The sequence below is a fragment of the Wolbachia endosymbiont (group A) of Rhinocyllus conicus genome, assembly GCF_947250775.1.
Taxonomy (GTDB): domain Bacteria; phylum Pseudomonadota; class Alphaproteobacteria; order Rickettsiales; family Anaplasmataceae; genus Wolbachia.
The window spans coordinates 1,260,599-1,286,611 of the sequence record NZ_OX366349.1 but is presented as its reverse complement, the minus strand read 5'-3'; the positions used below and the strand labels follow the sequence as shown (position 1 = coordinate 1,286,611).

Here is a 26,013-nt window from a genome sequence, read left to right as displayed (position 1 = left end):
GAAACAACATGCTAATCTACGGTAAATATTATGACAAACAAAAATGACAATTCTAATTCAAAGTATAGAAATTTTTATGTTCTGGGTGATAGTTTATCCGATAATGGCGCAATCATTGGAATTTTAAATAACTTATCCTTTGCAAAAAGCGTAAAGTTTGATGACCCTTTTTATCAAGGAGGATCTTTTAGCAATGGCCCCACTGCTGTTGAATATGTAGCAAAATATTTAGATTTAGACGAATTTAAACCTGGGTGGAGTTATTCATTTTTTGGTAGATGCCACGAACAGCAAGGTCAAAACTATGCAGTTTCATGTGCAACAGCGTCTGAAATTTTTGACCCTATTTTTTCTTATTTCTTCAATAAATTTCGTTTAGCTAACCAGCTAGATGCGGTAATTAAACATCATCCAGATATAGGTGAAGAAGATTTATTTTGCATCATAATTGGCGGAAATGATGTTATGGTTGCCACTGCTTATGACGATACTAAAGCGGAAGAAGTGTTGGAACAAGCAGTGAGTGAAATATGTAATGCACTTAAGGTTCTAAATGAACATGGTGTTAAGCATGTAGTTGTTGCAAACGCACCTGAAGTTGGCTCAATACCAGCTTTTAATAGAGATGAAGAAGCAAGGGAACTAGCTACGAAGCTCACAGAGAGTTTCAATGCAAAATTGGCTAATGGCTTAGATTATATGAAGAAAAGTACAAATCTTGAAATAAAAGCATTTGATCTTAACTCTAAAATGAAAAGTATGCTTAGCGAATACAAGAGCAAAGGTTTAAATTGTCAAGATGCATGCACATCGAACATTGCAAACCAAATTGGGAGATTTAAAGAAAATATAAAAATACTCTTAAAGTTGATATTTAAAGGGGAACTTGACGTTCACTATAACCCTGGGTGTAGCGAAGAAACACTAAAGGATTATTTCTTTTTTGATTATTTCCATCCAACTGCAGAACTTCATCATGAAGTTGGTAATGAAGTGTATGAGTTGATTTGACACAGTTTTTTGAACATTCCCTAGATCCCAGTGTCCCTATGATGTCATCTCAGTGCTTGACACTGGGAACCAGAAAAGTTTGCTTGTGAACAAGCAAACTAGCACAGAAAGTGATTACAACATTTTCGATGAGATTATATGAAAAACTGGATCCCAGTGGGCTTTGTTGCATCGCTACTTATGAAAGGCTAACTATAGCTAGGATTATAAGCAACCTATTGAAAATCTTGTTTTTTTGCAATCAATCTGATCAAATTTAAGAATAGTAATTTATTATTTATATTAATAAACTTAATTCTATTGAAAATAGCTAAAGCATTGAAATTCTTGAATTTTAGCCGGATTAGTGAGTGGTAGTGAAATTTCTTTTACTCAAATTTAGGTATTCACTGACCGTTCTTGTTATAAATACCAGAATAATAAGCTACTGATATTCTCCATCTTTTTTATCTTTAATCCATCATAGCTAGCGATGCAACAAAGCCATCCCAGTGTCTGGGCACTGGGATGACATCGTTTACTATGTGCCATATTGCAATGTTCGTACAGCTGTGAGTCACGCACTTTGCTTCAATATTTGCACATTAGCCACTCCTCTGAACAGATACAGTCAGTTTAGCTATAACTTCCTAAGTTTGCTCACAATCTCTTGACTTGACCATATGTTTTTTTCCCAAATGTTACTATCTTCCTCCTTTTCCTTTCTCAATTTGTGCAACCATTTCCTTAACACTTACTTGTGTGGAAGGAGGATTTTTGCTGACATGAGATTTTGGATCAGATTTTGCTGTTATGTGTTTCGTTGCAGATCTTTTATTCTCTGTTAGAAATGAATGAGATTGTTTTTTCTTCACACCGATATCCGCTTGTGCTGCTGGGGTAGTTTTGCTTTCAGCAAGCCGTACATTAGCATTTCCTTTTGCTTGATTTTGCTCAAATTTTTCTTTTAATGCCTTTACTTTACTGCCCATCTCGCGATTAGCTCCTCCTTTCATAGTAGCTGCTGCTACTTTTGGTATCGCCTTACCAGCAGCTTTTTGTGCTGATTTCCTATTGTCTTGATTTTCAGATTTTAGTGGTACTGTAGGTTTACTTTCAGCTGATTTTTTAAGAATTACTTCTACTACTTTTGGCTCTGTGCTTACTTTTTGATCAGCACGGCTTAGATTTTTAGGCTTTGGCGGTACTGCAGGTTTATCTTTGACTACCACGTTCGATTCTTGTCTAACTTCTTGACCAGTAGTAGATATTTTTTTTGGCACTTGCGATGCTTTTGGTGGTTTTGTTAGTACGAGGGATTGAGGTTGTTGTTTCTGCTTACGTTCTCTTTTTGCTTCTATATGTTCTTTAGAAACTGTTGCATAAATTGGCTCTTCTTTGGGCGATTTTGAACTCTGCGAATTTTCTATTAAAATTTTACTCTTCTTCTCTTGATAATTTGATATGTCTTCATATTCATGCTCTTCATTTAATAAACTTCCATAGCCTAAATCTTCTCTCTGCTCATATAAAGGATTTTCCTTTTGCTTTTTCTCTTGATAATTTGATATGTCTTCATATTCATGCTCTTCATTTAATAAACTTCCATAGCCTGAATCTCCTGCTTGTAGATCATATAAAGGATTTTCTTCTTGCTTTGACGCTGTTCTATCCTCTAAGTTCACTCCATACAATCTATGTTCCTCCTGATTTTTTTTACTTTGCTCTAAATCTGAAATTTTCTTTAAAACATTTAGGTATTCGAATGTTATTTTTTCAGCAAGACTGGGCAATTTATCATTAGCAAAATTTCTTATATCGTTATCCTGAATTGAAGCATCTTTTCCCAAGATTTTATTAAATGTTTCCTTGAATATTCCAAAAAAACCTGATGGCTTTTTGTTCACCGGTTCTATATAATTATTCAAGTCACTACATATAACAAACTTAGCTACATCTTCTGCCTTATCTGTAAAACTCTCTAATGTCTGGGATAAATCTCTCACTGTTTTATTATATTGTTCACCAATATTTTTCAGCTTTATAGCTTCTATCAAGGAGTCGAGATTTTTTTTATAGTTCTCACTTTTAAATGGATCATTCATACTAATTACAGCTCATTATTTATTAAAATATAGATCTAAAATATTAAGATCTAGTAAATATTACTTTTGTAATTCATGTAGAACTATAGCTATAATAAGTAATACGTCATACCGCCGCGGTATCTCTTAGCCGCTAACACGTAGCGGGATAACGAATATACCGCCGCAGACCGTCATACCGCCGCGGTATCTCTTAGCATAGATCCCGCTAACAAGCAGCGGGATGACGATTGTCAGGGTGTCATCCCAGCGCCCCTATGATGTCATCCCAGTGCCTCTTTTTTGTCATCCAAGTAGCCCCTTTTTTTGTCATCCCAGTGCCCAGACACTGGTTCACTCTATAATGGCAGTGCCTCTATGATGTAAGGAATCCAGTTTTTATGCAATCTCATCAAGAACGTTGTGTTTTAACGTAAGGTTGGCTACTGTTTACACTCACTAACTTAGCTGGATTCCAGTGTCTGGGCACTGGGATGACACCTGTAGCCCTACGTCATACCGCCGCGGTATCTCTTAACATAGATCCCGCTAACACGTAGCGGGATGACGGTTGTCGTTTAGCTATAAACATTAAGAAATTTACCAAACGAAAAAAAAGGCAAAAGAGGCCCTGGTCATTGTCTATTTTCTGTATTGGCGTTTTTTTAAGTCTTAAACACTGCAATTTAGCTGCTTTTAAGTGCAGCTCACCTTAGTTCAAATGTTTAAGAAATTTACTAAGCAGAAAAAAAGGCAAAAGAAATCCCGTGTTAGCTAGTTGTCACTCTCTAATCCTGCAAATTGGCGTACTATACTGTCTTAAACGACTTATAAGCGCGTTTCAGCTTGTGTAGGTAAAAACCTAGAAATGTTGTGAAGACATAAGGTGCACATAGTGCAAAAAATTAAAAATAAGACGCCAACTACGTTGTTTTTTTGCTGTTTAATCTGCACAGATGAAGATAACTGAATACCTTCAGTTTCATGATAAGGGGGCTGGCGAAGTTTGTCAAGTAGGTTTTATGGCTTAGCGTCACGCGCTGGAATGACAATTTCGATTATTTCATACATTGACTTCGGTAAATCCAAATTATATTAGCTACATCTAACGAATTTTACACTTGCTAAGATTGCGCTATTTGAGTATCTTTAACTGAAAGAAGTTATTTTTTATCCAATATGAAAAAAGCCTTTATATTCACATCCTTAATAGCAGTTGTATTAATAGTCATTACTTTTTTGTATAAAAACAGCGGAACTGACAATTCACAAGTAGTGAATGTCTATTCATCGCGCAAAGAAGAATTAGTACGTACTTTATTTGATGAATTTACAAAAAATACAGGCATTAAAGTACGTTACATCATTGATGATTATTCTCAGCTACTTTCACGCATGGAAAATGGCGGTGAAGCTGACTTACTTTTAACTGCAGATGCAGTGAACCTGATTTTGGCAAAAAAAAGAGGGCTTTTATCTCAAGTGGATTCAGAGATTTTAAAAAGTGTTATACCTGCAAAATTTAGAGATAGTGAAGATTATTGGTTTGGCCTTACAAAAAGAACCAGAATATTGGTTTATAATAAAGAGTCAGTAAATCCTAAAAACTTAAGTACTTATGGAGATTTAGCAAATGAAAAATGGAAAGGAAAAATATTAGTGCGTTCTTCTACAAGTCCATATAACCGGTCGTTGATTGCTTTTATGATTGCAAATAATGGTTTTGAAAAGACGAAAGAATGGGTAAGTGGAATTGTGAGTAATATGGCAAGAAAACCAAGTGGTGGTGATACTGACCAAATTTATGCTGTAGCTGCTGGTGAAGGAGATGTTGCAATAGTAAATAGTTATTACTTTGCAAGAATTCTTTCATCAGAAAATAAAAAGAATGTTATAGACAAGCTAGGGGCTTTTTTTCCTAATCGCAATGATCACGGCGTAATGGTAAACATCAGTGGTGCAGCAGTAACAAAAAACGCAAAAAACAGGGAAAATGCTATAGTCTTATTGGAATTTTTAGTAAGCAAGCAGGCTCAAGAGCTATACGCTAAAAAAAACCAAGAATACCCTGTTATTGAAGGCGTTGAAACTTCCGATATACTAAAGTCTTGGGGAAATTATCCACAAAGTGATTTACCTCTAAGTGAACTTGAGAAGCATCTTTTTGAGGCTGTTATGATAGCGGATGAGTGTAAGTGGAAGTAATCCCCAGTGCCACTGAACACTGGGATGAAAGATTTATGCTAATGTACCTTACTCTTGACTCGCTGAACTTTTTCTTCCTTCTAACTTAATTTTGACTTTACTATCTTTTTCTGTTCTTTCACCAAAACAATTGCTGCACAAGAGGTCTATTGAAAAACAATAATAAGAAAGTAGAATAGGTTCAAGTAGTTGAAAAGGAAACTATGCACAAGAGAAGGAATTTGTTAAACATCTCAGACCTTACAGTCGATGATGTAGAAAATATAACTAAGTTGGCTAACCAGTACCTTAAAAAAGAAGCTGCAAATAGTCATATCTTGGAAAATAAGACAGTAATAAATTTATTCTTTGAAGATTCAACGCGTACACTTGCGTCTTTTGAAATAGCAGCAAAAAGCCTTGGAGCAAATGTTGTAACTTTGCCAATAAGATCTTCTTCTATTAACAAGGGAGAAGATCTAAAAGACATGATCAAAACATTAAATGCAATGAATCCTGACTATATAATAATCAGGCAAAAAAATAGCGGTATTGTTAATATGCTGGCTAAGAATGTTAGCTGCTCGCTAATCAACGCAGGCGATGGAAGCAGTGAACACCCAACTCAAGCTCTTGCAGATTATCTTGTAATCAGCAGTCATAAAAAGCAAATAAAGGATCTCAAAGTTGTGATATGTGGAGATATTCTGCACAGCAGAGTTGCAAGGTCAAATATAAGGTTGCTAAAAATGTTTGGAGCAGAGATAAGCTTGGTCGCACCACCAACTTTGATTTGTAAGCATTTTCCTGAAGTAGATTCAGTCCATTATTCATTAATTGAAGGTATAAAGGATGCTGATGTAATCATGCTTTTAAGACTGCAGAAAGAGCGCATGAATAATAGTTGTTTTGTTCCTTCAGAGAAAGAATATTTTCATTTGTATGGACTTGATTCACAAAAGCTATCATACGCAAAACCAGATGCGATTGTTATGCACCCAGGGCCAATAAATAGAGGGATTGAGATTAGCAGCGATGTAGCAGATTGTGTTATTTTACAGCAAGTAGAATTTGGATTGGCAATACGTAAGGCAGTGCTGCACTATTATAGGCCTTGTTAATATTAAAAGATGCTACACAACTAATGCGAAAGAAGGGTTTTTTCATGAAATGACGAAAATGGTTTGAGAATGGCCATTAAGATGTTAAGGCCGAGGATATGGTGTGGAAGTTTTTACGAAAGCCTGAAGTCAATCAACAACCTTGCAGAACGGCAAATTAGACGGCTATCGTAAAAACAGCTTTTTCACCTGGTTGGAACGTGGGGAAAGGTTCGTGGAAGAATGTTGTCGATATTTTTGACATCACGTCTCAATGGCCAAAATCCCTTCCAAAAGTTACGACTGCTTAGTTCTTTATTCATTCTCACAATCCGTGAACGGTTACTTGTTTTTAGCGTTAAGCAGCAAAATTAATAATTTGAGAATTTTCCTGAAAAAACTTACCACAAACTGGTCATACCAATTCCCACTATACAAAGAACAGATAGAAGATAATGGAAAAAAAGCTATACTAAAGTAAGTGAAATAGCGAGGTTTAAATGGCATTAAGGTCAAAACTATTAGACGAAAAAGTTGTAAATTTGGCGAAAGAAATGTTAAAAAAGGTCAGAAATAATGCATATGTTTCAAAAAAGTTACAAGCGGTAATAGCAGGAAAAGAAAGTAGTATAAGCGCTGTAGCAAGAATATGTAAAATTTCAAGGACTGCTTTGACTGAATGGATAAAGCATCTAAAATTTGGTAGAGTAGAAAAACTATTTGCCCCGTCTCAGCGGCGAAGAAAAAGCAAATTAAACAAAAATCAACGTAAGCAAATTGAAATATGGGTAGAAAAAAATCCAAATATTACTATTAAGGAAGTGCGAATAAAAATCTCAGAGGAATTTGACCTAAACATCGGTAAATCAACAGTGCACCGTGAGATACAAAGGATGAAATTTTCTTACATAACACCAAGGCCAATGCACCATAAACAAGATAAAAACAAGCAAGAAGAGTTTAAAAAATACTTCAATAAAATAGTCAATTCCCACCCTGAAAAGGAGGTATTTTTTTGATGAATCACGATTTGGAACTCATTCAAAAATCGGACACGGATGGTTCAAAAAAGGGATCAGAACGCAGGTTAAAATAAAAATCGGTAGACAAAATTTCTATATCTACAGTGCGGTAAATCCAAGAAGTGGTAAGGAAATTAGCCTACTTGCTCCATATGTAAACACTGATTGTATGAATATATTTCTGGAGCAGATGTCGAAAGATTTAGGCACGAAAGAAGCCTTTCTTGTAATGGATTGTGCAAGTTGGCATAGATCAAAAAGTTTGAAATTTCAGGAAAACATTACCATTATATACTTGCCTCCTTATTCACCTGAACTGAATCCTGTTGAGAGGTTGTGGCAATATATCAAACACAATACTTTACGCAACAGAGTCTACGATACCATAGGCTTACTTGAAGATGTTGTGTGTAATTTTATTGTCAGTATTTCCAGCACTACTATTAAACGAGTTTGTAATGTTTCTTATTTGTTCGATTAGTAATGGAATTTGGTATCACAATTTTCTGTGAAAGACAGATATAGAAAGACTAGAGTATCCACCTTAAGTTCATTGAATTTTCTTACCTTTGCTTCTTAACTTGACGCGTATAGTTTATTTAACGCTCCCTAAGTTCGCCATTGCCTGAACGGATACAATTATTTTAACTATAAAAGCGTTTTACTTTTTGCTCAGCATATCCATCATAACTGGCTTACTTTTAGTGATTCATGGAGTTAAAAAAGTCAGCATTGCTCTTTGTTAAAAGTAGTTTGTCACGTAAAAATTCCATTGCTTCAACAGATCCCATAGGATTGAGTATTCTACGCAACACCCATATTTTATTTAGTATAGCCTTATCAACTAATAGCTCTTCCTTCCTTGTTCCGGATTTTGTAATGTCAATAGCTGGAAATATACGTTTATCAGAAAGTTTTCTATCAAGTATAATCTCAGCGTTTCCTGTACCTTTAAACTCTTCAAAAATAACCTCATCCATTTTTGAACCAGTGTCTATAAGAGCTGTAGCGATGATTGTCAAAGAACCACCATTTTCAATATTACGAGCCGCTCCAAAAAAACGCTTGGGTCTCTGCAGTGCATTTGAATCCACACCACCAGTTAGAACTTTCCCAGACGAAGGAATAACAGCGTTATAAGCACGTGCAAGTCTAGTAATATTGTCAAGTAGGATTACCACATCTTTTTTATGCTCAACCATTCTTTTAGCTTTTTCTATTACTATTTCAGCAAGCTGTACGTGACGGTAAGCAGGCTCATCAAACGTAGAACTCACTACCTCACCTTTTACAGAACGTATCATATCTGTTACTTCTTCAGGTCTTTCATCTATAAGTAACACTATTAATTCTATTTCAGGGTGATTTATAGCTATAGAGTTAGCCATTTGCTGAAGCAATACAGTTTTTCCTGTGCGAGGTGGAGCAACTACTAACGCTCTTTGCCCTTTCCCAAGAGGAGCTACTATATCTATAGCACGCATGCTTAAGCCTTTTTTATCATCACCACTATTACACTCAAGTACTATGCTTTCCTCAGGATAAAGAGGAAGCAAATTATCAAAATGGACGTACTTTCTTAATTCACTGACTTCAGTAGAGTTTATACTTTGAACCTTAGTTAAAGTAAAATATCTTTCTTTATCACCAGGTGGCCTTATTTCTCCACATGCCATATCTCCTGTACGTAAATTAAACTTCTTTATTTGCCCGTTAGAAATATAAACATCATCGGTACTTGGAGCATAATTTGCACTTGCTGAACGTAAGAAACCGAAACCATCAGGCAATATTTCCACTATTCCACTCCCTGTGGTTATGCCTCCTTCTTCGCTCATTTTCTTCATTAAGCTGAATATCATTTCCTGCTTTAGCATTCTACCATTGCTTTTACCGTTAGTTGAAATTTTTCTTTCTTCAGCTAACTCTAACAATTCTTCTGCTGTTTTCTCTTTTAATTCGCTCAGATCTAATGTTTTTCTGTTTTTCTCAGTACCTTCATTGACCATCTGTTTTACTGTATCGTTATTGTGAATTTGCTCACTTTTTTCAGGTTGAGCTGTAACCTTTCCTTTTGCCAAAACATCTTCATTGATTGTTGTCATAATCCTCCAAAAATTTTAATTGATGCTTACTAACCTAAAATGTGACTATAAGATAATAAATTAGGCTGAACTAGTTTTAGTGCGTATTAAGCTTAATTATTATTAAACCCCGTACTTTACTTACATTATACTAATAAACACTAGCAAGTCAAGTTAGTTTAATGTTAACAAAGCACAAAAATTTGAGGATTTTCAATAGCTATTCTTTATATTTTTTAACCTTTCTTGCTTCTCTTCTTCTACTTTTGCTTTTTCCACTTCTGCTTCTAAATTTTTTTGACTACATAAGCCAAGTAGTACAGGATCTTGGGGTTTTATATTTTGCATGTTATGATGAGATCCATCTCTTACTTGCTCAACTGTGTAATTTGTTGTACTAATTAATTTAGCTATAACGTTATTATCCAAGATAGGAAATTTTTTTACTAAATAATAAATCGCATCAGGTTTATCTCTACGCCTTGCCGTAGAGGCAAGGCCAAGAATGCTACCAATCGCTTTACTCCTTTTTTTTATATTTTTTATAATCAAATTTGGTACACGGTTTGAATTTTTTTTGCAATCATCGATTTCTTTTTCAGTAATTACCCCAGAAATAATAGGGTTATATTTTTCAACTTCTATTTCCTCATCAGCTATGTCTTGTACTTCTTCAAGGGCCAACCTACAGCATTGTGCTATTTGATTAAAAGTTAAACCAGTGTTGTCTACTAACCAAGCAGCTATTTGCATTAGAAACTGTTTATTTCTATCGTTATTGCCCTTAGAAGATTCCATTGACATCAAAAAAGCATCTCCCATTTAAAGTATCCCTTACTGTTATGCAGAGCTAAAATATAAGCTATTAAAACTAAAAAAGCATTAATTTTGTCATTCAATGACTTTTTGTTTGTCACTTCCCACCTCTTAAGTTAATTAAATGCGCTTACGTTTAAGCATATTTCAAACGATTCAAAAAAATATTTTCCCTTCTTAAGGTATAGTATAACTCAGTCAAACATATGTTTCTATTTAAGAAAAGAGTTAAATTTTAAGTTAATATATTGTAATATTATATATATTGGCTAATAAAGCAACAGGTTTACAAGAATTAAATTATCACTATTCTATAATTAACCATTAATTAACTGAGTTTAAAATGAATGTTAAAAATTTTTTCACTAAAGTAACCGTTGTCCTTTTAGCTTGCTTATTAGTCTTCATGGGAATTGGCAACCTTTTATCAGGTGATGATGAAAAAGAAGAGGTAGCTAGGGTTGGAAAAGAAGTTATAACGTCAGATGAGTATAAATCACTATATCAAAATTATGAAAAGCAAATTTCTGGATCTGATGCGAGTAGAGAACAAGTAAAAAAGCTGAAATATGATTTGCTTAACGCACTTATAGAGCAAAAACTATTGTTTAACCTAATTAGTGAGCTGGGGTTGACAGTTGGAGAAGAGTCTATAAAAAACCATATTAAAAATACCAAATACTTTCAAAATGATAAAGGCGAATTTGACAAAAATAAATTCCATGAAACGCTAAATGACCTGCATATGACAGAGAAAGAGTATATAGCAAAGCTAGAGAAAGTTCTGCCTGCAATGATGTTCATGACTTCGTTATTTAAAGATAATTATCCGGTAACTTTTGGCGAGAGAGTTGATGAGCAGATATACAAAAGTCGCTACCAAACTAGAGTGGTTGATATTGTTAAAATAACTGAAGATGCAGTTACAAACATTCCTGAACCAGATGATCAAGCCTTACTTGATTTGTACGAAAGAAATAAATCCCATTTTTATTATCCTGAGTATCGAACTGCGCAATATATTTCCCTAGGCCAAAAGTATTTTGAAGATCAAATCAAGATCTCAGATGAAGAAGTTGATGGTATAATAGAACAACAGGAACTAAAAGATCAAAGAGATGTATTCAATGTAATATTTTCTACCAAAGAAGAAGCTGAGACAGCAAGAAGAGCATTTGAGGAGGGTAAAACAAGCTTTGAACAGATAGTAGGAGAGTTTGGCAAAGCAAAACTTGAGGAAACTAGAGTAAATAATATAACTAAGGATTTTTTACCAGAAGACGTGAGGGAAAAGGTATTTGCTCTCAAAGTAGGTGAAGTAAGTGAAGTTTTAGCAAGCAGTTTTGGTTGGCATATAATAAAAGTGGAAAGTGCGCATCAAATCTCTGATGAAGACTTAGTTGATTTAAAAAAAGACATAAAGTCAGTTCTAACTAACCAAAAGTCTTTTGAAAGAGTCAATGATTTCATAAACCAAGTGAACTATAAGATATACAATGGTTCAGAAATTGAAGAAATATTGAGTGAATATAATTTACCTATACAAACTATTGGTCCAGTAGATGCGAGTGGAAAAGATCAAAGCGGTAATAACGTAGGAGATTCTAGTGATTTGATTTCTTTCATTTTTTCGCGAGAAAAGGATCAGAAAGGTTATTTCAAGGGCGTTGGGGACGCTGTTGTTAGTGTAAAAATCATTGATATCGTTCCACCCAAATTGCAAAGTTTTGAAGAAGGCAGGGCATTAGCGGTAGAGCTTTGGTGTAGTGAGTTTATAAAAGAAAGAATGTTTAAAATTGGGCAAGAGGTTGCAGTTCAACTAAGAGAAAAAACAGATTTGGAAGAAATTCAAGGTGTGGAATTAGTTAAAGGTCAGCAGATGCAACGCAATGAAGTGGATCAACAAAACTACCCCTTTTCTTTTGTAGAAGAGATTTTCAATATGAAAACAACTGGTTCAGTGACAGACCCTATTCAATACAATAATGAAATTATAATAGGTGTTCTAAAAGAAATGCATTCATCAAATGGTAAATTAAACACGCTTGACACCGGAAAACGTGTGATGATATCGCTAAAAGAGCAATTAATTAGCTATCTGGAATCAAAGTATAAAGTCGAAGTTAATCACGCTATACTTGATGATATATAGTCAAAAATCTTATAAGTTGCTTCAAACGCATCCAGTGCCCAGACACACAACTGTACGAACATTGCGATTTGAGAGCAATCTTCACTAGGAAGGATGTCATCCCAGTGCCCAGACACTGGGATCCAGGAATTTTATTAAGTATAAAAGTAGCCGTTTTATGTTAAAATACAACGTTTTAATGATTATGAAAAGGCTGGATTCCAGACTGGAATGACACCATTTGCTGTGCAATTTACCTTCAAAAATGAATGTTCGTATAGCTGTGCGCCCGGCGCTGCCCTACATTATTGGTAATTATATTATAAGGTGCAAAAGTTGTATAATTCATTTGACTTAAAACGGCTCATTGTATAAAATTGTGACTAATATATGAATAAAGGTTAACATGGTAGTTAAAATAAGGTTGGCAAGGTTTGGCGCAAAGAAACGCCCTTTTTATAGGATAGTTGTAGCTGATTCACGAGCACCAAGAGATGGGCGTTTTATTGAGAAAATGGGACAATATGATCCAATGTTACCAAAAGACAATAAAAATCGTGTTGTGGTGAAGGCTGATAGATTAAAACATTGGCTAAGCGTAGGTGCGCAAGCAACTGAAAGAGTACTATGGTTCATTAAAAAAGGCATAGTAACTTTAGAAACAGAACCAAAGAAAACAGAAAAGAAGAAAGTAGAGAACGAGAAAGCACAGGGACAAGAAGCATAAGTCTCTTTAAAATGCTAAATACTGATTTAACAAATAATGGTAAATTAGACGATGTCGTATCTTCTGATTTATCAGCTATGAAGGACTTTATCTTCAAAAATGTCAATGATGAAGGTGCTAAGCTTGCTACTGATATTATATCTCATCTTGTTAGTTCAGGTGGAAAAAAAATAAGGCCTAAACTAGTTTTTATTATATGTAAAATGCTAAACTATTCTGGGGAGGATAGGATCAACGTTGCTGCATCGGTAGAGTTTATACACAATGCTACTTTACTTCATGATGATGTGCTCGATGAAAGTGAGGCACGCCATGGAGTTAAAACAGCGAATAAGATTTGGGGAAATAAATCAAGCATTTTAGTTGGTGATCTATTGTTGACTCTAGCATTTAGATGGCTTATAGAGTGTGGAAATTTAAATATTCTCTCTATTTTATCTAAAGCATCGCATTTACTTGTGAAGGGTGAAATAAAGCAGATGACAACACGTTTTGACCCCCACACAGTCAGGGAAAATTATTTTGATATCATTGGAGAAAAGACAGCATCTTTATTTTCTGCATGCTGTGAAGCTGCATCTACAGTATCTGGTGCAACAAATGACGAAACAGAGAGGCTAAAGAATTTTGGTTTTAATTTTGGTATGGCATTTCAAATAGTTGATGATATGCTCGATTATACTGCTAATCAAGGCACTTCTGGAAAACAAGTCGGAAAAGACTTTTTCGAAGGTAAAGTCACCTTACCTGCTATTATAGCATACGAAAAGGGCAGTCCAGCAGAGCAAAAATTCTGGGAAAAATGCTTTTCTTCAGCTAGACACAATTTTGACCAAGCATTACACTATATTAATCACCATAATGCCATTCAGCTTTCTATGGAAAAAGCTAGATACTACATTAATATGGCACAAAATGATATTAGTACTTTTTCTGATTCTTTTTATAAAATTACTTTAATTGACTTTTTAAATGCGAGCATAGAAAGACAAATGTAGCTGGTGCTTGATATTTTCGAATTAATTGCTATATATTTATTAGATTCTTAAGGATAGTGATATGTCAGACAGCAGTAAAGAAAAAAAGAGGAAATTTGCCGATATGGTAAATAGGCAGAAAGGTGACGACCAACAAAGTGATAACCATAAGCAAACTGATGATTTAAATGAAGATCTCAATACATTAAAAGAACGTGCAGCTCAGCTTGAAGATCATTTACGCCGTGCTGTTGCAGATAATGAAAACGTCAAACGTATAATGCAAAAGCAAATTAGCGATGCAAGTGACTATGCAGTCACAAAATTTGCACGTGATATGATCGACTCGTGCGACAATTTAAAAAAAGTAATGGAAATTTTGAAAGACGGTGATCCTGTTCATGAGGGGATTAAAGTAGCTTATCAAAAAATTATAAATGATCTAAAAAAACATGGAATAGAGGAAGTAGATCCACTTGGTGAGCTTTTTGATAGTAATTTACACCAAGCTGTTGTGGAAAGAGAAGACAATGAAAAAGAGCCTGGCACTATTATAGAAGTACTACAGACTGGTTATACTATCAAAAATAGGTTGCTCCGTCCTGCAATGGTTATTCTTTCTAAGAAATCTGCTGATTGTGGAAGCGATTAGCATGAGGTAAATGTATAATGACAAGTATTGTCTTTTCAGGTATCCAGCCAAGTGGCGTACTACATTTAGGTAATTATCTTGGTGCAATCAAACAGTGGATAGACTTACAGCATAAATACAAATCTCTTTTTTGTATTGTCGACCTACATGCAATCACAGCAAATAAGCTTCCCGCAAGTGAATTAAAAAGTAATATTTTCAAAACAGCAGCAGCTTATATTGCATGTGGAATAGATCCAGAAAAGTCCATTATTTTTAATCAGTCCACGGTTAGTGGTCATGCAGAACTGGGCTGGCTGCTTGGGTGCTATACACCAATTGGTTGGCTTAATCGCATGACTCAATTTAAAGATAAAGCTGGCGGCGATAAACAAAAAGCCTCTCTTGGATTATATAGTTATCCAGTACTTATGGCTGCAGATATATTGTTGTATCAAACTAAATACGTTCCTGTTGGTGATGATCAAAAACAGCATTTGGAGCTTGCACGTGATATTGCATCAGCTTTTAACAATCATTATAAACTGGATTATTTCATCGTACCTGAAATCTTAACTTTGGATTGCACATCAAGAATAATGAGCTTAAGAGATGGCACAAGCAAGATGAGTAAATCTGACCCTTCAGAATATTCGTGCATTAACCTTGATGATACGGATGATTTAATTGTCAAAAAAATAGAAAAAGCAAAAACAGATTCAATTCTAGGCTTTGATTTTGCTACTTTAGAGTGCCGACCAGAAATAAGCAATTTGATAAACATTTATTCAGTGCTTAGTAATGTAAATGCGGAAAAAGTATGTGAAGAAGTGAACAAACATGACATGAAGCACTTCAAAAAAGAGTTAGCTGATTTAATTATCAGTGTTATATCACCCATACGTGAGAGAATGAATGATCTTTTAAAAGACCAATTCCATTTACGTGAAATATTAAAAAAAGGTACAAAGAAAGCAGCAGAAATTGCAACCCATAATATAAAAGAAATCAAGGATATTATTGGATTTGCTCAATAGACCTCTTGCATAACCTAAGGAATCAATTCAAAATTGTAAAAACAGGCAATAAGGAAATGTTCAAAAAAGTGTGTCAAACCGCATTTTTAACTCAACTCAATTTTCAATCTACCAGGAAAGAAAATATCAAGTTGAGATATAGTTAAAGCCCAATTAGGATAGTCCAATTTTGCTCTGCCTTTTTTATAGCACAATATACCTGTTTGTACAAGCTAGTAAATGAGCCCTTAGTTTTAGTGAATTTTCTAATCTGTCTATGCAGTCCCTCAATAGGGTTGGTAGTATAAATTAGCCTCACGCGAACTTTAATTTTTATATTCCTTCATTAGCATAATATAATTTTGTGCTGATTGTGTAATATGTTTAATTTCTTCATTCGACATTTTTTTGAAGAACTTTGCTGGCCTGCCAGCCCATATTTCCCCACTTTTTATTACTTTTCCATGTGTCACTAGCGAGCCAGCAGCTACCATAGCTTCAGGCTCCACAACTGCATGGTCCATCACGGTAGAGCCCATACCAATAAACGCTTTATCATGCACCATACATGCATGCAACATACAAAAATGTCCCACTGTTACCATATTGCCAATAGTTGTATCACCACCTGGGTTTCTATCCACATGAATTACCGTTCCATCTTGAATATTTGTTCCATCACCTATTTTTATTGATCCAACGTCCCCTCTGACCACACAATTAAACCAGATGCTCGCATCTTTTCCTATTTCAACCTTGCCTATGATATGCGAACCACCTGCGATGAAAGCACTTTCGTCTATTTTTGGTTCATAATCTTTGTATTTTAAAATGTGATACATATTAAGCCCACAGTTTTATGCATATGCTAACCAAAATAAGGTAGGCAGTAAATACATACTTAGATTCCAAGCTACTTGGGTGACAGATGTTCTTGACTTATGCACTTTATGCTCCTAAAATTTTTATTTTCAGCTCTATCTATAATGTCAGTAGCGGTATTAAGTATATTTCAAGTAATATTGGTTGTTGTGTTAGTAATTTTAGTGCTCTTGCAGCCGCCTGGGAGTAGTTCGTTAAGTGGTTTTAGTAATACACAACAGGGAGTCAATTCGATGATTCCGGTAAAATCTTCTGAAAACCCGCTCAGCAGAATAACGGCTATTGTTGCTGGATTGTTTATTATAAACACATTGCTATTGTCAGGATTATATTCAAAAGACGTACATAAAAAATCGATTGCAGAGAAAATTATATTAGAAAAAAAGCAAGAAAGTGAACCTACTTCTGTTCCATTTGAAAATTAATGAAGGAAGCTAAATTTATCTTTGTCACAGGTGGAGTTGTGTCATCGCTTGGTAAAGGCTTAGTTGCTTCAAGCGTTGGTGCGCTTCTTCAAGCTTACGGTTTTAAGATCCGTATCAGAAAACTTGACCCGTATCTCAACATTGATCCTGGGACAATGAACCCAACTCAGCACGGAGAGGTGTTTGTTACCGAGGATGGTGCTGAAACTGATTTGGATCTTGGGCATTATGAGCGTTTTACTGGAATTAAAGCAACAAAAGATGACAATATAACAACTGGTAAGATATATCATGAGTTGTTGAAGAAAGAGAGGCGTGGTGATTATCTGGGCAAAACTGTGCAAGTCATTCCTCATGTGACAGATTTAATCAAATCGTTCATTTTTAATGGTACGGAAGGTTTAGATTTTGTAATATGTGAAATAGGCGGAACTGTAGGTGACATTGAAAGCCAACCATTTTTGGAGGCTATACGCCAAGTTAACTACACATTAGGAAAACAAAGAGTTATCCTTATTCACTTAACTTTAATACCATATCTTACCGCAGCGCAAGAATTAAAGACAAAGCCAACGCAGCATTCAGTTCGAGAGTTAAATTCTGCGGGGTTACAACCAGATATTATATTATGCCGCAGTGAGAAAGAAATTTTCGATAATCAGAGAGAGAAAATAGCTAAGCTTTGCAATGTTTCTTTGTCCAATGTGATACCTGCTCCTGATGTGAGTCATATATATGAGTTACCGGTGTTGTATAGCCAATGTGGGCTTGATACGCAAATTTTGGAGCACTTTCATTTAAGTGAGCCAAAACCAAGCTTGATTGAATGGGATCAAATAGTGCATTCCATAAGGCACCCAACACAGGAAGTTACTGTGTCTATAGTGGGAAAATACACCGAATTCCCTGATGCGTATAAATCACTAGTTGAAGCATTAAATCATGGTGCGATTAGTAATAAAGTCAAAGTAAGGATAAATTGGGTTAACTCAAGAGAAAAGGAAGAAAAACCTATAAATGAAAAGCTTATAGGGGAGAAGTTGCAGAATTCTCATGCAATTCTTGTCCCAGGGGGGTTTGGTGATGACGGAGTAGAGGGTAAAATATTAGCAATAAATTATGCCCGTACAAATAATATCCCATTTTTCGGAATTTGCCTTGGTATGCAGCTTGCAATTATTGAGTTTGCTCGTAATGTTGTTAAGCTTGAAGATGCACACTCTGAAGAATTTCATAACTGTAAACATCCAATCGTTAAGTTAGCTGGCGATCAAGATGACGATCTTGGTGGAACCATGAGACTTGGGGCATACAAATGTAATATAAATGCAAGCTCTAAAATGATGGATGCATATAGTAACACTACTATTTCAGAGAGACACAGGCATAGATACATAATCAATTCAGATTATAAAGATGATTTGGAAAAAAATGGGCTGCTATGCAGTGGCATATCAGAAGATGGAACATGTATAGAGGCAGTGGAGTTAGAGAGTCATCCGTGGTTTATTGGTGTGCAGTTTCATCCAGAGTTTCAATCAAAGCCGTTTTCTCCTCATCCTCTTTTTATATCGTTTATTAAGGCAGCAGTTAATAAAATTTAAAAAAAGAAGATTAGCAAAGGAAAGTGTTCAAGTATCAATATATGGAGCTTGCCATAGAGCAAGCCAAACTTGCTCAGAAAGATGATGAGGTTCCCATAGGTGCCGTAATAGTTAGTGGAAGCAATGTCGTTTCTTCTGCACACAACATATCCAACGATCCAACTGCACATGCAGAGATGTTAGCGATCAAGCAGGCATGTGAGTTGCTCTCAACTTCAACGCTTTATGATTCTGACATATACGTAACATTAGAACCATGTCCGATGTGTGCTCAAGCTATTTCCTTTGCCAGGATTAAACGATTGTACTTTGGAGCTTATAATCCAAAAGGTGGAGGAATTGAAAATGGTGCTAAGATATTTCAATTTTGCAGCCATATACCTGAAGTTTATGGTGGGATATTAGAAACAGAATGCTCTTTTTTGTTAAAGGATTTTTTTGAGAAACTGAGAGACATTTGACAAACCGTCATGCTACTTGTTTTCCGATACAAATTCGTCATCCCGCTACGTGTTAGCGGGATCTATGCTAGGAGATACCGTGACGGTATGACGGTTAAGTAATTCGTCATTCCAGCGCGTGACGCACAACTATACAAACATTGTCCCACCAGCAGGGTGTCATGCAAGTAGCTGACACATAGCTGTACGAACATTCATTTTTGAAGGTAAATTGCACAGCAAATGGTGTCATCCCAGTGCCCAGACACTGGGATCCAGTAAATTTATTTCCTATATATGAAAAGTTATTATGTTTATATACAGACACATCAGAAATGGAAAGATTTATATGATGAAATTACATGATAAAGGCTGGATCCCAGTGGGCTTTGTTGCATCGCTAGCTATGATGGATTAAAGATAAAAAAGATGGAGAATATCAGTAGCTTATTATTCTGGTATTTATAACAAGAACGGTCAGTGAATACCTAAATTTGAGTAAAAGAAATTTCACTACCACTCACTAATCCGGCTAAAATTCAAGAATTTCAATGCTTTAGCTATTTTCAATAGAATTAAGTTTATTAATATAAATAATAAATTACTATTCTTAAATTTGATCAGATTGATTGCAAAAAAACAAGATTTTCAATAGGTTGCTTATAATCCTAGCTATAGTTAGCCTTTCATAAGTAGCGATGCAACAAAGCCATCCCAGTGTCTGGGCACTGGGATGACAAAAAAGGGGCTACTCGGATGACAAAAAAAGAGCACTGGGATGACAGGAGAAGGGGCTACTCGGATAACAAGAAAGAGGCTACTCGGATGACACCCTGACAACCGTCATCCCGCTGCTTGTTAGCGGGATGACGGTTGTCAGGGTGTTAGCTACTTAGATGAAACCCTTTTCCGGTGGAGATCACTATCAAATCACATAAGAGAAAACTAAGACCAATCACATTTTTTATCTTGCGGTTTTATTTGCAATATTGCTACCACACTGACCAACAAGCAGAAGACTATATAAAGCCCAGCAGCAAGGTTTGTTTGAGGAAATGTTACAGTCAACCAAATACAAACCATAGGAGTAAATCCTCCATGTAACGCATAAGAGATGTTGCGTGATAAGCTCACACCACTAAATCTAACATTGGTGGGAAAGAGTTCAGATGCAACTATTCCTATGGGAACTATACCTCTTTCTATTATAGAAAGAGCCATTACACTAAGCATAATTATAAGGTAATTTTTGTAGTAATATGCAATAGATAACGCAGGACAACATAGTGCCATTGTAATTGCTATAAATAAGATTGCAGTGCGCTCTTTTCCAACTTTATCAGCCAACATTCCAAACGCTATTGAAGATATCGGCATTAATACACTGGTTATAATGAGCACAATTTCGTTGATATATGTCGTTACATACACATCCACTGATGCTATTTCCTTTGCGAGTGTTCGAAGAAATATGGTAAATCCGACAGCAACATTAACAGGTACAGATATTAAAATAGCAAGTATAAGAGCTCTCTTGTGGCGCTTTATAAGCTCTATTATTGGCAAATCAGGTAAATTTCTTTGTTTTCGATTTTTTTCATATGCTGGAGTTTCTCCCAATGTGTATATGCTATACGCGCTAATTAATCCTAAAATAGCTGAGAAAATAAATGGCAATCTCCAACCCCAGGTACAAAAATCAGTAGTTTTTTTGCAGATAATTACTATCACCGCAGAAAGCAAGACACCAATGGAGCGACCACAGCCCATTATTCCAAAATACATTCCTAAGTTCTCTTTCCTACTGGATAAATGTTCTATAAGATAAACAGAACTTCCTTGTTCACCACCAAGTGCAATTCCTTGTGTTATATGGATTGCAAAAAGCAATATAGTAGAAATGATACCTACTTGATTGTGACTTGGAATAAATGCAATAAGACTTGATGGTATCGATATTAGCAAGATAGTAATTATTAATGCTATCCTCCTTCCATACCTGTCACCAACGTGACCAAATATGAATGCACCAAGTGGCCTTACAATCGCGCCTAGCCCTACAATTCCAAATAATTGCAGTATGTTACTGTAGACATCTTTTGCAAAACAAAACTCTCTGCTAATTATGTTAATCAAATCAGTGAAGAGCATGTAGTCATACCATATTGCGATTCTGCAGAGTATGGTTGATATCAACACCCTTGTTTGCACTAAATTCAATTCGTAAATGTTTGCTTATTTCATTGTGGCTGCTTTTTAGGATTTTACAACCTAAACATATGGAGGTGACTTTTTTATTATGGTGTGTGATAATTGAGATTGTTAAAATTTAGGTATTCACTGACCGTTCTTGTTATAAACACCAGAATAATAAGCTACTGATATTCTCCATCTTTTTTATCTTTAATCCATCATAGCTAGCGATGCAACAAAGCCATTCCAGTGTCCGCTACTCAAATGACATGGTGAGGCGTCATCCTGCTGCTCCTTTCTTGTCATCCCGCGCAGAATAATTAATCGTCATCCCGCTAACAAGTAGCGGGATGACGATTGTCAGGATGTCATCCTAGTAGTGTGACACTGGTTCACTCTATAATGATGTCATCCCAGTGCCCTCTTCTTGTCATCCAAGTAGCTGACGCTGGTTCCTTTATGACGGTTTCAGCCCAGTGCGCCTTTGTTACTTCTTTTTCCCATTCTCATTTACTTCTTGTGCTTTCGCTCCATCTACTTGAGTACTAGGTAATGCTACATATGTAATACTACCAGCTACGAGTGCAGATGCTACTGCTATACCAATCATTACTAACATCTCTAACCTAACTGTACGTTCAAGTGCAGTAAATGCTATCAGTCCAGCAGCAAGACCCATACCAACAGTAGCGGTATACTTCGCTCCATTGCCTTGTTTTGGTTGCTCAGTTGTTTTGTTTTTAGCTTCCAATTCTTTATTTTTCTGCGTTAACTGCTGAACTTGAGAAGTTTTAGTTTTTAAGTCGTTCTTTAGTTTTTCAACTTCAGCATTTGGTTGGTTTATTTTAGCTTCTAGTTCTTCATTTTCCTTCTTTAGCTTGTCAACTTCTTTCTCTTTAGCTGTTAAGGCTGCCTTCAGTTTGTCAACTTCAGCATTTGGCTGTTGTTGTTTTAGTTGTGCTATTTCTTTCTCTTTATCTGCTAATTGTTGCTGTAAGTCCGCAACTTCCTTACTGAACTTACTTGCATTTATTATAATGTTCTTTAACTCTTTCTTAATCGAATCCACAATTTTATCTGCATTTTTACTTTGATCAGTCCCTATTATAGATTCTATTTTGATTTGTAACTCTTCATGCAATTTCGCCTTCTCTTCATCTTTCATTTTTGATAAATTACTGCCTATTATATCTTCTATTGTGCTCTTTAATTTTCCATCATATAAGCCCTTAACTTTGTCTTTGGATCCAATTAGACCTTTTATTTCTCTGTTTAACTCTTCAGCAAATAAACCATCAATTGCTTCGCTAACTTTCTTCTGTTCATCTTTTAAACCTTCTAGTTGATTTTCTAACTCTGCAATTTTCTCATCTTTCCCCGTCGTTAAAGTTGTTACTTGATTTTCTAACTCTGTAATTTTCTCATCTTTCTCCGTCGTTAAAGTTGTTACTTGATTTTCTAACTCTGCAATTTTTCCATCTTTCTGCTGAATTGCCTCATTTTTCTCCGTCGTTAAAGTTGTTACTTGATTTTCTAACTCTGTAATTTTCTCATCTTTCTCTGTTTTTAATTTTGCTTGCTCATCCTCCTGAAGAACATCTTGTTGTTGTTTTGTTTCCTTCTTTTTGGAAGAATTTTTATGTGAACCATACATAATAAACCTCAATATATAAAAGCATTACATGACACCTTTAGAATCTAAAGTCAAGTAATATTTTCACCATAACATAGAAATTTATGTTCGTAAACAAAAAATTTTGGCGTAAAATTGCCGTATTTGCTTAATTGTGCTATAGCTAAAGTAATTTAGGTTTATCGACAATCGTCATCCCGCTGCTTGTTAGCGGGATCTATGCTAAGAGATACCGCGAATGAATCGCGGTATGACGGTTCGTGGCGGTATGACGGTTGAGTATTCCGCTACGTGTTAGCGGCTTAGATACCGCGAATGAATCGCGATATGACGTTGCTAGCTTAAGGTTTAAAATTGAGAAATATTTATGTTAAAAGAAAAATACGGCTTTAAAGAAATTGAAGACAAATGCAACATATTATGGGAAGGCAGTAAAGTTTATAAATGGAATGGTGAAAAGGATAACACTTTCACTATAGACACACCTCCACCAACAATATCGGGAAAACTCCATATTGGCCATATATTTAGCTATTGCCACACAGACTTTATTGCAAGGTTTCAACGCATGCTGGGGAAAGATGTGTTTTATCCAATTGGGTTTGATGGTAACGGCCTTCCCACTGAAAGATTGGTTGAACAAACCTATAAAACCCGTGCAAAAGAAGTTGGCAGAGAAAAATTTATAGAGATGTGCCATGAAGTTATTGAAAAATCAAAGCAAGAATTTAAGGAACTATTTAAATCGGTCGGCATTAGTTATGACTGGAGTTTGGAATATCACACGATCAGCAAGGAAACTGTGACACTTTCTCAAATGTCGTTTATCGATCTATATAATAAAGGGTATGCATATAGAAAAATGCAACCTATTCTTTGGGATCCGGTTGATAAAACCGCAATTGCGCAAGCAGAAATAGAAGATAAAGTTTTTGAGTCATCCTTAAATACGATAGTTTTCTCTACTCACGAAAATGAGCAGATCAATATTGCAACTACGCGACCTGAGTTACTTCCCGCATGCGTTGCAGTTTTTTGCCACCCAGAGGATGCGCGCTACACTCATCTGATCGGAAAAACAGCCATAGTGCCAATAATAAAGGAAAAAGTTCCAATAATAGCTGACGATAAGGTCAAAATAGATAAAGGCACTGGGCTTGTTATGTGTTGTACATTCGGTGATGAGCTCGACATATATTGGCAGCAAAAGCATAATCTGCCGATGAAAATTATCATCGATCAGGATGGGAGGATGAACCTGCATCCACCACATGGTCAGAAGGAAAGAGCATGGATCCCAGTGTCTGGGCACTGGGATGACACCATAGGTGGCACTGGAATCCAGGAAATAGAAGAATGGATCCCAGTGTCTGGGCACTGGGATGACACCATAGGGGCTACTCGGATGACAGGAGAAAGAGCTACTCAGATGACAAAAGAAGACGTCATTCCACCACACCCCGGCGTCATTCCAGCGCGTGACGCTGGAATCTACAATGAAATCAATGGATTGAAAGTTACAGCAGCAAGAAAGAGGATGATCGAAATCCTAACTGAGAAGGAGTTACTAATAGAAAGCACTAACATTTCTCATTCTGTTAAGTGCGCAGAAAGGTCTGGTGCACCACTTGAGATATTGCCTACTTATCAATGGTTTATCAAGACCTTAGAGCAAAAAGCTCAAGTATTAGATAAAGCAAAAGAATGCAATTGGCATCCAGCTACTATGCGTAAACGTATGGAAGTGTGGATAGAAGGGCTAAATTGGGACTGGTGCATCTCAAGGCAGCGCTATTTTGGTGTGCCATTTCCAGCGTGGTATTCCAAACGTAAGGGAGAAGAAGGTAAAATTATTCTAGCTGAGATAAAGGACCTACCTATAGATCCACTCAAAGATTTGCCAAAAGGGTATAGCAAAGAAGAGGTTATCCCAGATCAAGATGTAATGGATACCTGGGCCACAAGTTCAATTACTCCTCAACTAAGTGCACTGGCAGTAAACAGTGAGTTTAGCTTACCAAATCATCGCTATAATACAATATTTCCTGCAGATCTGCGCAGCCAGAGTCATGAGATAATAAGAACTTGGGCTTTTTATACGATTTTGAAAGCACATTATCATGCAGATTCTTTACCTTGGAAAAACATTATGATCAGCGGTTGGTGTTTAGCCGATGATAAGAAAAAGATGAGTAAATCAAAAGGTAACATCATCACTCCTCATGTAATACTTGAAACTTATGGAGCTGATGTAGTACGCTATTGGGCAGCGAACTCAAGGCTTGGAGTTGATACAGTCTACTCTGAAAATATATTTAAAATTGGCAAGCGCCTAGTTACAAAACTTTGGAACGCTAGCAAGTTTGTTTCCATGTTCATGGAAAAGCATCAAGTAATGAGCATAAATTCTGCTCACGAGACAATAGATAAGTGGATATTGTCTAAGTTATACAAAGTTATAGAAAGAGCAACGAATAACCTATTACAGTTTGAATACTGCGAAGCTTTGGGCGTAATAGAGGAATTTTTTTGGAAAGACTTTTGTGATAACTACTTGGAATTAGTAAAAAAACGCGCGTACGGAAGCAGTGAAGCAACCTTAAGTGCAAAACAAAGCTTGGCGTATGTGTTAAATGTTATTTTGCGGTTATTTGCACCTTTTTTGCCTTACATTACAGAAGAGATATACCACCAGTTGTATAGTTATAATTCTGTACACAATCAAAGTAATTGGCCGAGCAAAGAAGAGCTTATCTACGATAAATATTCAGAGGAAATGGGAGACAATTGCGTGCAGATATTAAACATTATCAGAAAGATAAAAGCAGATAATAATGTATCAGTTAAGCATTTGATAAAGAAATTAGTGATAAAAGCAGATCTACGAGAGGACAAATTGAATCAATCCGCGCAGAATGACCTACAAGCAGTTTGCAATGCGGAAATGATAGAGTGGATGCAGTCCGAGCTTGAAACTGAAGACGGGAAATACATAGTGAATATAGACTTATACTGATTTTTATAGCTTTACTTCCCTTGACATTTATGCTATTATAATACTTTAGTTGTGAGGG

Annotated in this window: 24 protein-coding genes and 1 pseudogene; 15 read left to right on the top strand and 10 right to left on the bottom strand. The window is 35.8% G+C overall.

Annotated elements, in window-relative coordinates; genetic code table 11:
* Positions 1-30: 30 nt before the first annotated feature.
* Together OOK92_RS06325 and OOK92_RS06320 are read left to right on the top strand one after the other, a co-directional pair.
* Positions 31-1,011 carry an SGNH/GDSL hydrolase family protein gene (locus tag OOK92_RS06325; protein WP_264735580.1) on the top strand — a complete coding sequence of 327 codons (981 nt, stop codon included), beginning with the start codon at positions 31-33 and terminating at the stop codon, positions 1,009-1,011.
* A gap of 128 nt (positions 1,012-1,139) precedes the next feature.
* Entirely contained in the window at positions 1,140-1,271 is a 132-nt protein-coding gene (locus OOK92_RS06320) for a hypothetical protein (RefSeq protein WP_264735579.1), read from the top strand.
* A gap of 142 nt (positions 1,272-1,413) precedes the next feature.
* Here OOK92_RS06320 and OOK92_RS06315 read toward each other — a convergent pair whose 3' ends face one another.
* Both OOK92_RS06315 and OOK92_RS06310 read right to left on the bottom strand, forming a co-directional pair.
* Complete coding sequence (locus tag OOK92_RS06315; RefSeq protein ID WP_264735578.1) at positions 1,414-1,542, bottom strand: hypothetical protein; 129 nt, start codon at positions 1,540-1,542, stop codon at positions 1,414-1,416.
* A gap of 152 nt (positions 1,543-1,694) precedes the next feature.
* Positions 1,695-3,095: a hypothetical protein gene (locus tag OOK92_RS06310; protein WP_264735577.1), complete on the bottom strand. Its 1,401-nt coding sequence runs from the start codon at positions 3,093-3,095 to the stop codon at positions 1,695-1,697.
* A gap of 223 nt (positions 3,096-3,318) precedes the next feature.
* Between OOK92_RS06310 and OOK92_RS06305 the strand changes: the two genes are divergently transcribed.
* Entirely contained in the window at positions 3,319-3,456 is a 138-nt protein-coding gene (locus OOK92_RS06305) for a hypothetical protein (protein ID WP_264735576.1), read from the top strand.
* A 132-nt stretch (positions 3,457-3,588) separates the two neighbouring features.
* Here the strand turns inward: OOK92_RS06305 and OOK92_RS06300 are convergent, their stop codons facing one another.
* Complete coding sequence (locus OOK92_RS06300) at positions 3,589-3,759, bottom strand: hypothetical protein (RefSeq protein ID WP_264735575.1); 171 nt, start codon at positions 3,757-3,759, stop codon at positions 3,589-3,591.
* A 494-nt stretch (positions 3,760-4,253) separates the two neighbouring features.
* Here OOK92_RS06300 and OOK92_RS06295 point away from each other — a divergent pair, with 494 nt between their 5' ends.
* From OOK92_RS06295 to OOK92_RS06285, 3 genes are all read left to right on the top strand, one after another.
* On the top strand, positions 4,254-5,279 hold the full coding sequence (locus OOK92_RS06295; protein ID WP_264735574.1) for an extracellular solute-binding protein: 1,026 nt from the start codon (positions 4,254-4,256) through the stop codon (positions 5,277-5,279).
* Positions 5,280-5,482: 203 nt separating this feature from the next.
* Complete coding sequence (locus tag OOK92_RS06290; protein ID WP_253307260.1) at positions 5,483-6,379, top strand: aspartate carbamoyltransferase catalytic subunit; 897 nt, start codon at positions 5,483-5,485, stop codon at positions 6,377-6,379.
* Between the two features lie 479 nt (positions 6,380-6,858).
* A protein-coding gene (locus OOK92_RS06285; protein ID WP_264735405.1) for an IS630 family transposase occupies positions 6,859-7,861 on the top strand; the annotation gives its coding sequence in 2 pieces (ribosomal slippage) (positions 6,859-7,368 and positions 7,370-7,861; 1,002 coding nt in all).
* 220 nt (positions 7,862-8,081) lie between these two features.
* On the opposite strand, the gene rho is transcribed toward OOK92_RS06285, so the two are convergent.
* Together rho and OOK92_RS06275 are read right to left on the bottom strand one after the other, a co-directional pair.
* Complete coding sequence (gene rho, locus OOK92_RS06280) at positions 8,082-9,485, bottom strand: transcription termination factor Rho (protein WP_264328936.1); 1,404 nt, start codon at positions 9,483-9,485, stop codon at positions 8,082-8,084.
* Positions 9,486-9,677: 192 nt separating this feature from the next.
* Positions 9,678-10,286: a cell cycle transcriptional regulator TrcR gene (locus OOK92_RS06275; RefSeq protein WP_264735573.1), complete on the bottom strand. Its 609-nt coding sequence runs from the start codon at positions 10,284-10,286 to the stop codon at positions 9,678-9,680.
* A gap of 337 nt (positions 10,287-10,623) precedes the next feature.
* On the opposite strand from OOK92_RS06275, the gene OOK92_RS06270 reads away from it, so the two are divergent.
* The 5 genes from OOK92_RS06270 (at position 10,624) to trpS (ending at position 15,783) form a co-directional block, all read left to right on the top strand.
* Positions 10,624-12,432, top strand: a complete 1,809-nt coding sequence (locus tag OOK92_RS06270) for a peptidylprolyl isomerase (protein ID WP_264735572.1) — start codon at positions 10,624-10,626, stop codon at positions 12,430-12,432.
* A gap of 385 nt (positions 12,433-12,817) precedes the next feature.
* Positions 12,818-13,138 carry a 30S ribosomal protein S16 gene (gene rpsP, locus OOK92_RS06265; protein WP_264735571.1) on the top strand — a complete coding sequence of 107 codons (321 nt, stop codon included), beginning with the start codon at positions 12,818-12,820 and terminating at the stop codon, positions 13,136-13,138.
* A gap of 11 nt (positions 13,139-13,149) precedes the next feature.
* Positions 13,150-14,136, top strand: a complete 987-nt coding sequence (locus OOK92_RS06260) for a polyprenyl synthetase family protein (RefSeq protein ID WP_253307255.1) — start codon at positions 13,150-13,152, stop codon at positions 14,134-14,136.
* Between the two features lie 61 nt (positions 14,137-14,197).
* The gene (locus tag OOK92_RS06255) at positions 14,198-14,767 is read left to right on the top strand and encodes a nucleotide exchange factor GrpE (protein WP_253307254.1); all 570 of its coding nucleotides are present in this window, start codon (positions 14,198-14,200) and stop codon (positions 14,765-14,767) included.
* 17 nt (positions 14,768-14,784) lie between these two features.
* The gene (gene trpS / locus OOK92_RS06250) at positions 14,785-15,783 is read left to right on the top strand and encodes a tryptophan--tRNA ligase (RefSeq protein ID WP_264688393.1); all 999 of its coding nucleotides are present in this window, start codon (positions 14,785-14,787) and stop codon (positions 15,781-15,783) included.
* An 86-nt stretch (positions 15,784-15,869) separates the two neighbouring features.
* On the opposite strand, the pseudogene OOK92_RS06245 reads toward trpS, so the two are convergent.
* Positions 15,870-16,078 (bottom strand): annotated as a pseudogene (locus tag OOK92_RS06245) (IS256 family transposase); the annotation flags it as partial.
* A 10-nt stretch (positions 16,079-16,088) separates the two neighbouring features.
* A complete protein-coding gene (locus OOK92_RS06240) occupies positions 16,089-16,604 on the bottom strand; it encodes a gamma carbonic anhydrase family protein (RefSeq protein WP_253307252.1) in 516 nt (171 codons plus the stop codon).
* A 144-nt stretch (positions 16,605-16,748) separates the two neighbouring features.
* Here OOK92_RS06240 and secG point away from each other — a divergent pair, with 144 nt between their 5' ends.
* The 3 genes from secG to OOK92_RS06225 are packed head-to-tail and all read left to right on the top strand — an operon-like array spanning position 16,749 to position 19,134.
* Positions 16,749-17,069 carry a preprotein translocase subunit SecG gene (gene secG / locus OOK92_RS06235; protein ID WP_264732556.1) on the top strand — a complete coding sequence of 107 codons (321 nt, stop codon included), beginning with the start codon at positions 16,749-16,751 and terminating at the stop codon, positions 17,067-17,069.
* A complete protein-coding gene (locus OOK92_RS06230) occupies positions 17,069-18,673 on the top strand; it encodes a CTP synthase (protein WP_264735570.1) in 1,605 nt (534 codons plus the stop codon). Before secG ends, OOK92_RS06230 begins: the two co-directional genes overlap by 1 nt.
* A 41-nt stretch (positions 18,674-18,714) precedes the next feature.
* Entirely contained in the window at positions 18,715-19,134 is a 420-nt protein-coding gene (locus tag OOK92_RS06225; RefSeq protein ID WP_264735569.1) for a nucleoside deaminase, read from the top strand.
* A 106-nt stretch (positions 19,135-19,240) separates the two neighbouring features.
* On the opposite strand, the gene OOK92_RS06220 is transcribed toward OOK92_RS06225, so the two are convergent.
* From OOK92_RS06220 to OOK92_RS06210, 3 genes are all read right to left on the bottom strand, one after another.
* A complete protein-coding gene (locus tag OOK92_RS06220) occupies positions 19,241-19,441 on the bottom strand; it encodes a hypothetical protein (protein WP_264732445.1) in 201 nt (66 codons plus the stop codon).
* A 617-nt stretch (positions 19,442-20,058) separates the two neighbouring features.
* Entirely contained in the window at positions 20,059-21,264 is a 1,206-nt protein-coding gene (locus tag OOK92_RS06215) for an MFS transporter (protein WP_406722700.1), read from the bottom strand.
* A gap of 529 nt (positions 21,265-21,793) precedes the next feature.
* Positions 21,794-22,960, bottom strand: coding sequence for a coiled-coil domain-containing protein (locus OOK92_RS06210; protein WP_264735567.1), 1,167 nt, complete (start codon positions 22,958-22,960; stop codon positions 21,794-21,796).
* Between the two features lie 346 nt (positions 22,961-23,306).
* Between OOK92_RS06210 and OOK92_RS06205 the strand changes: the two genes are divergently transcribed.
* The gene (locus tag OOK92_RS06205; protein ID WP_264735566.1) at positions 23,307-25,955 is read left to right on the top strand and encodes a valine--tRNA ligase; all 2,649 of its coding nucleotides are present in this window, start codon (positions 23,307-23,309) and stop codon (positions 25,953-25,955) included.
* Positions 25,956-26,013 lie beyond the last annotated feature (58 nt).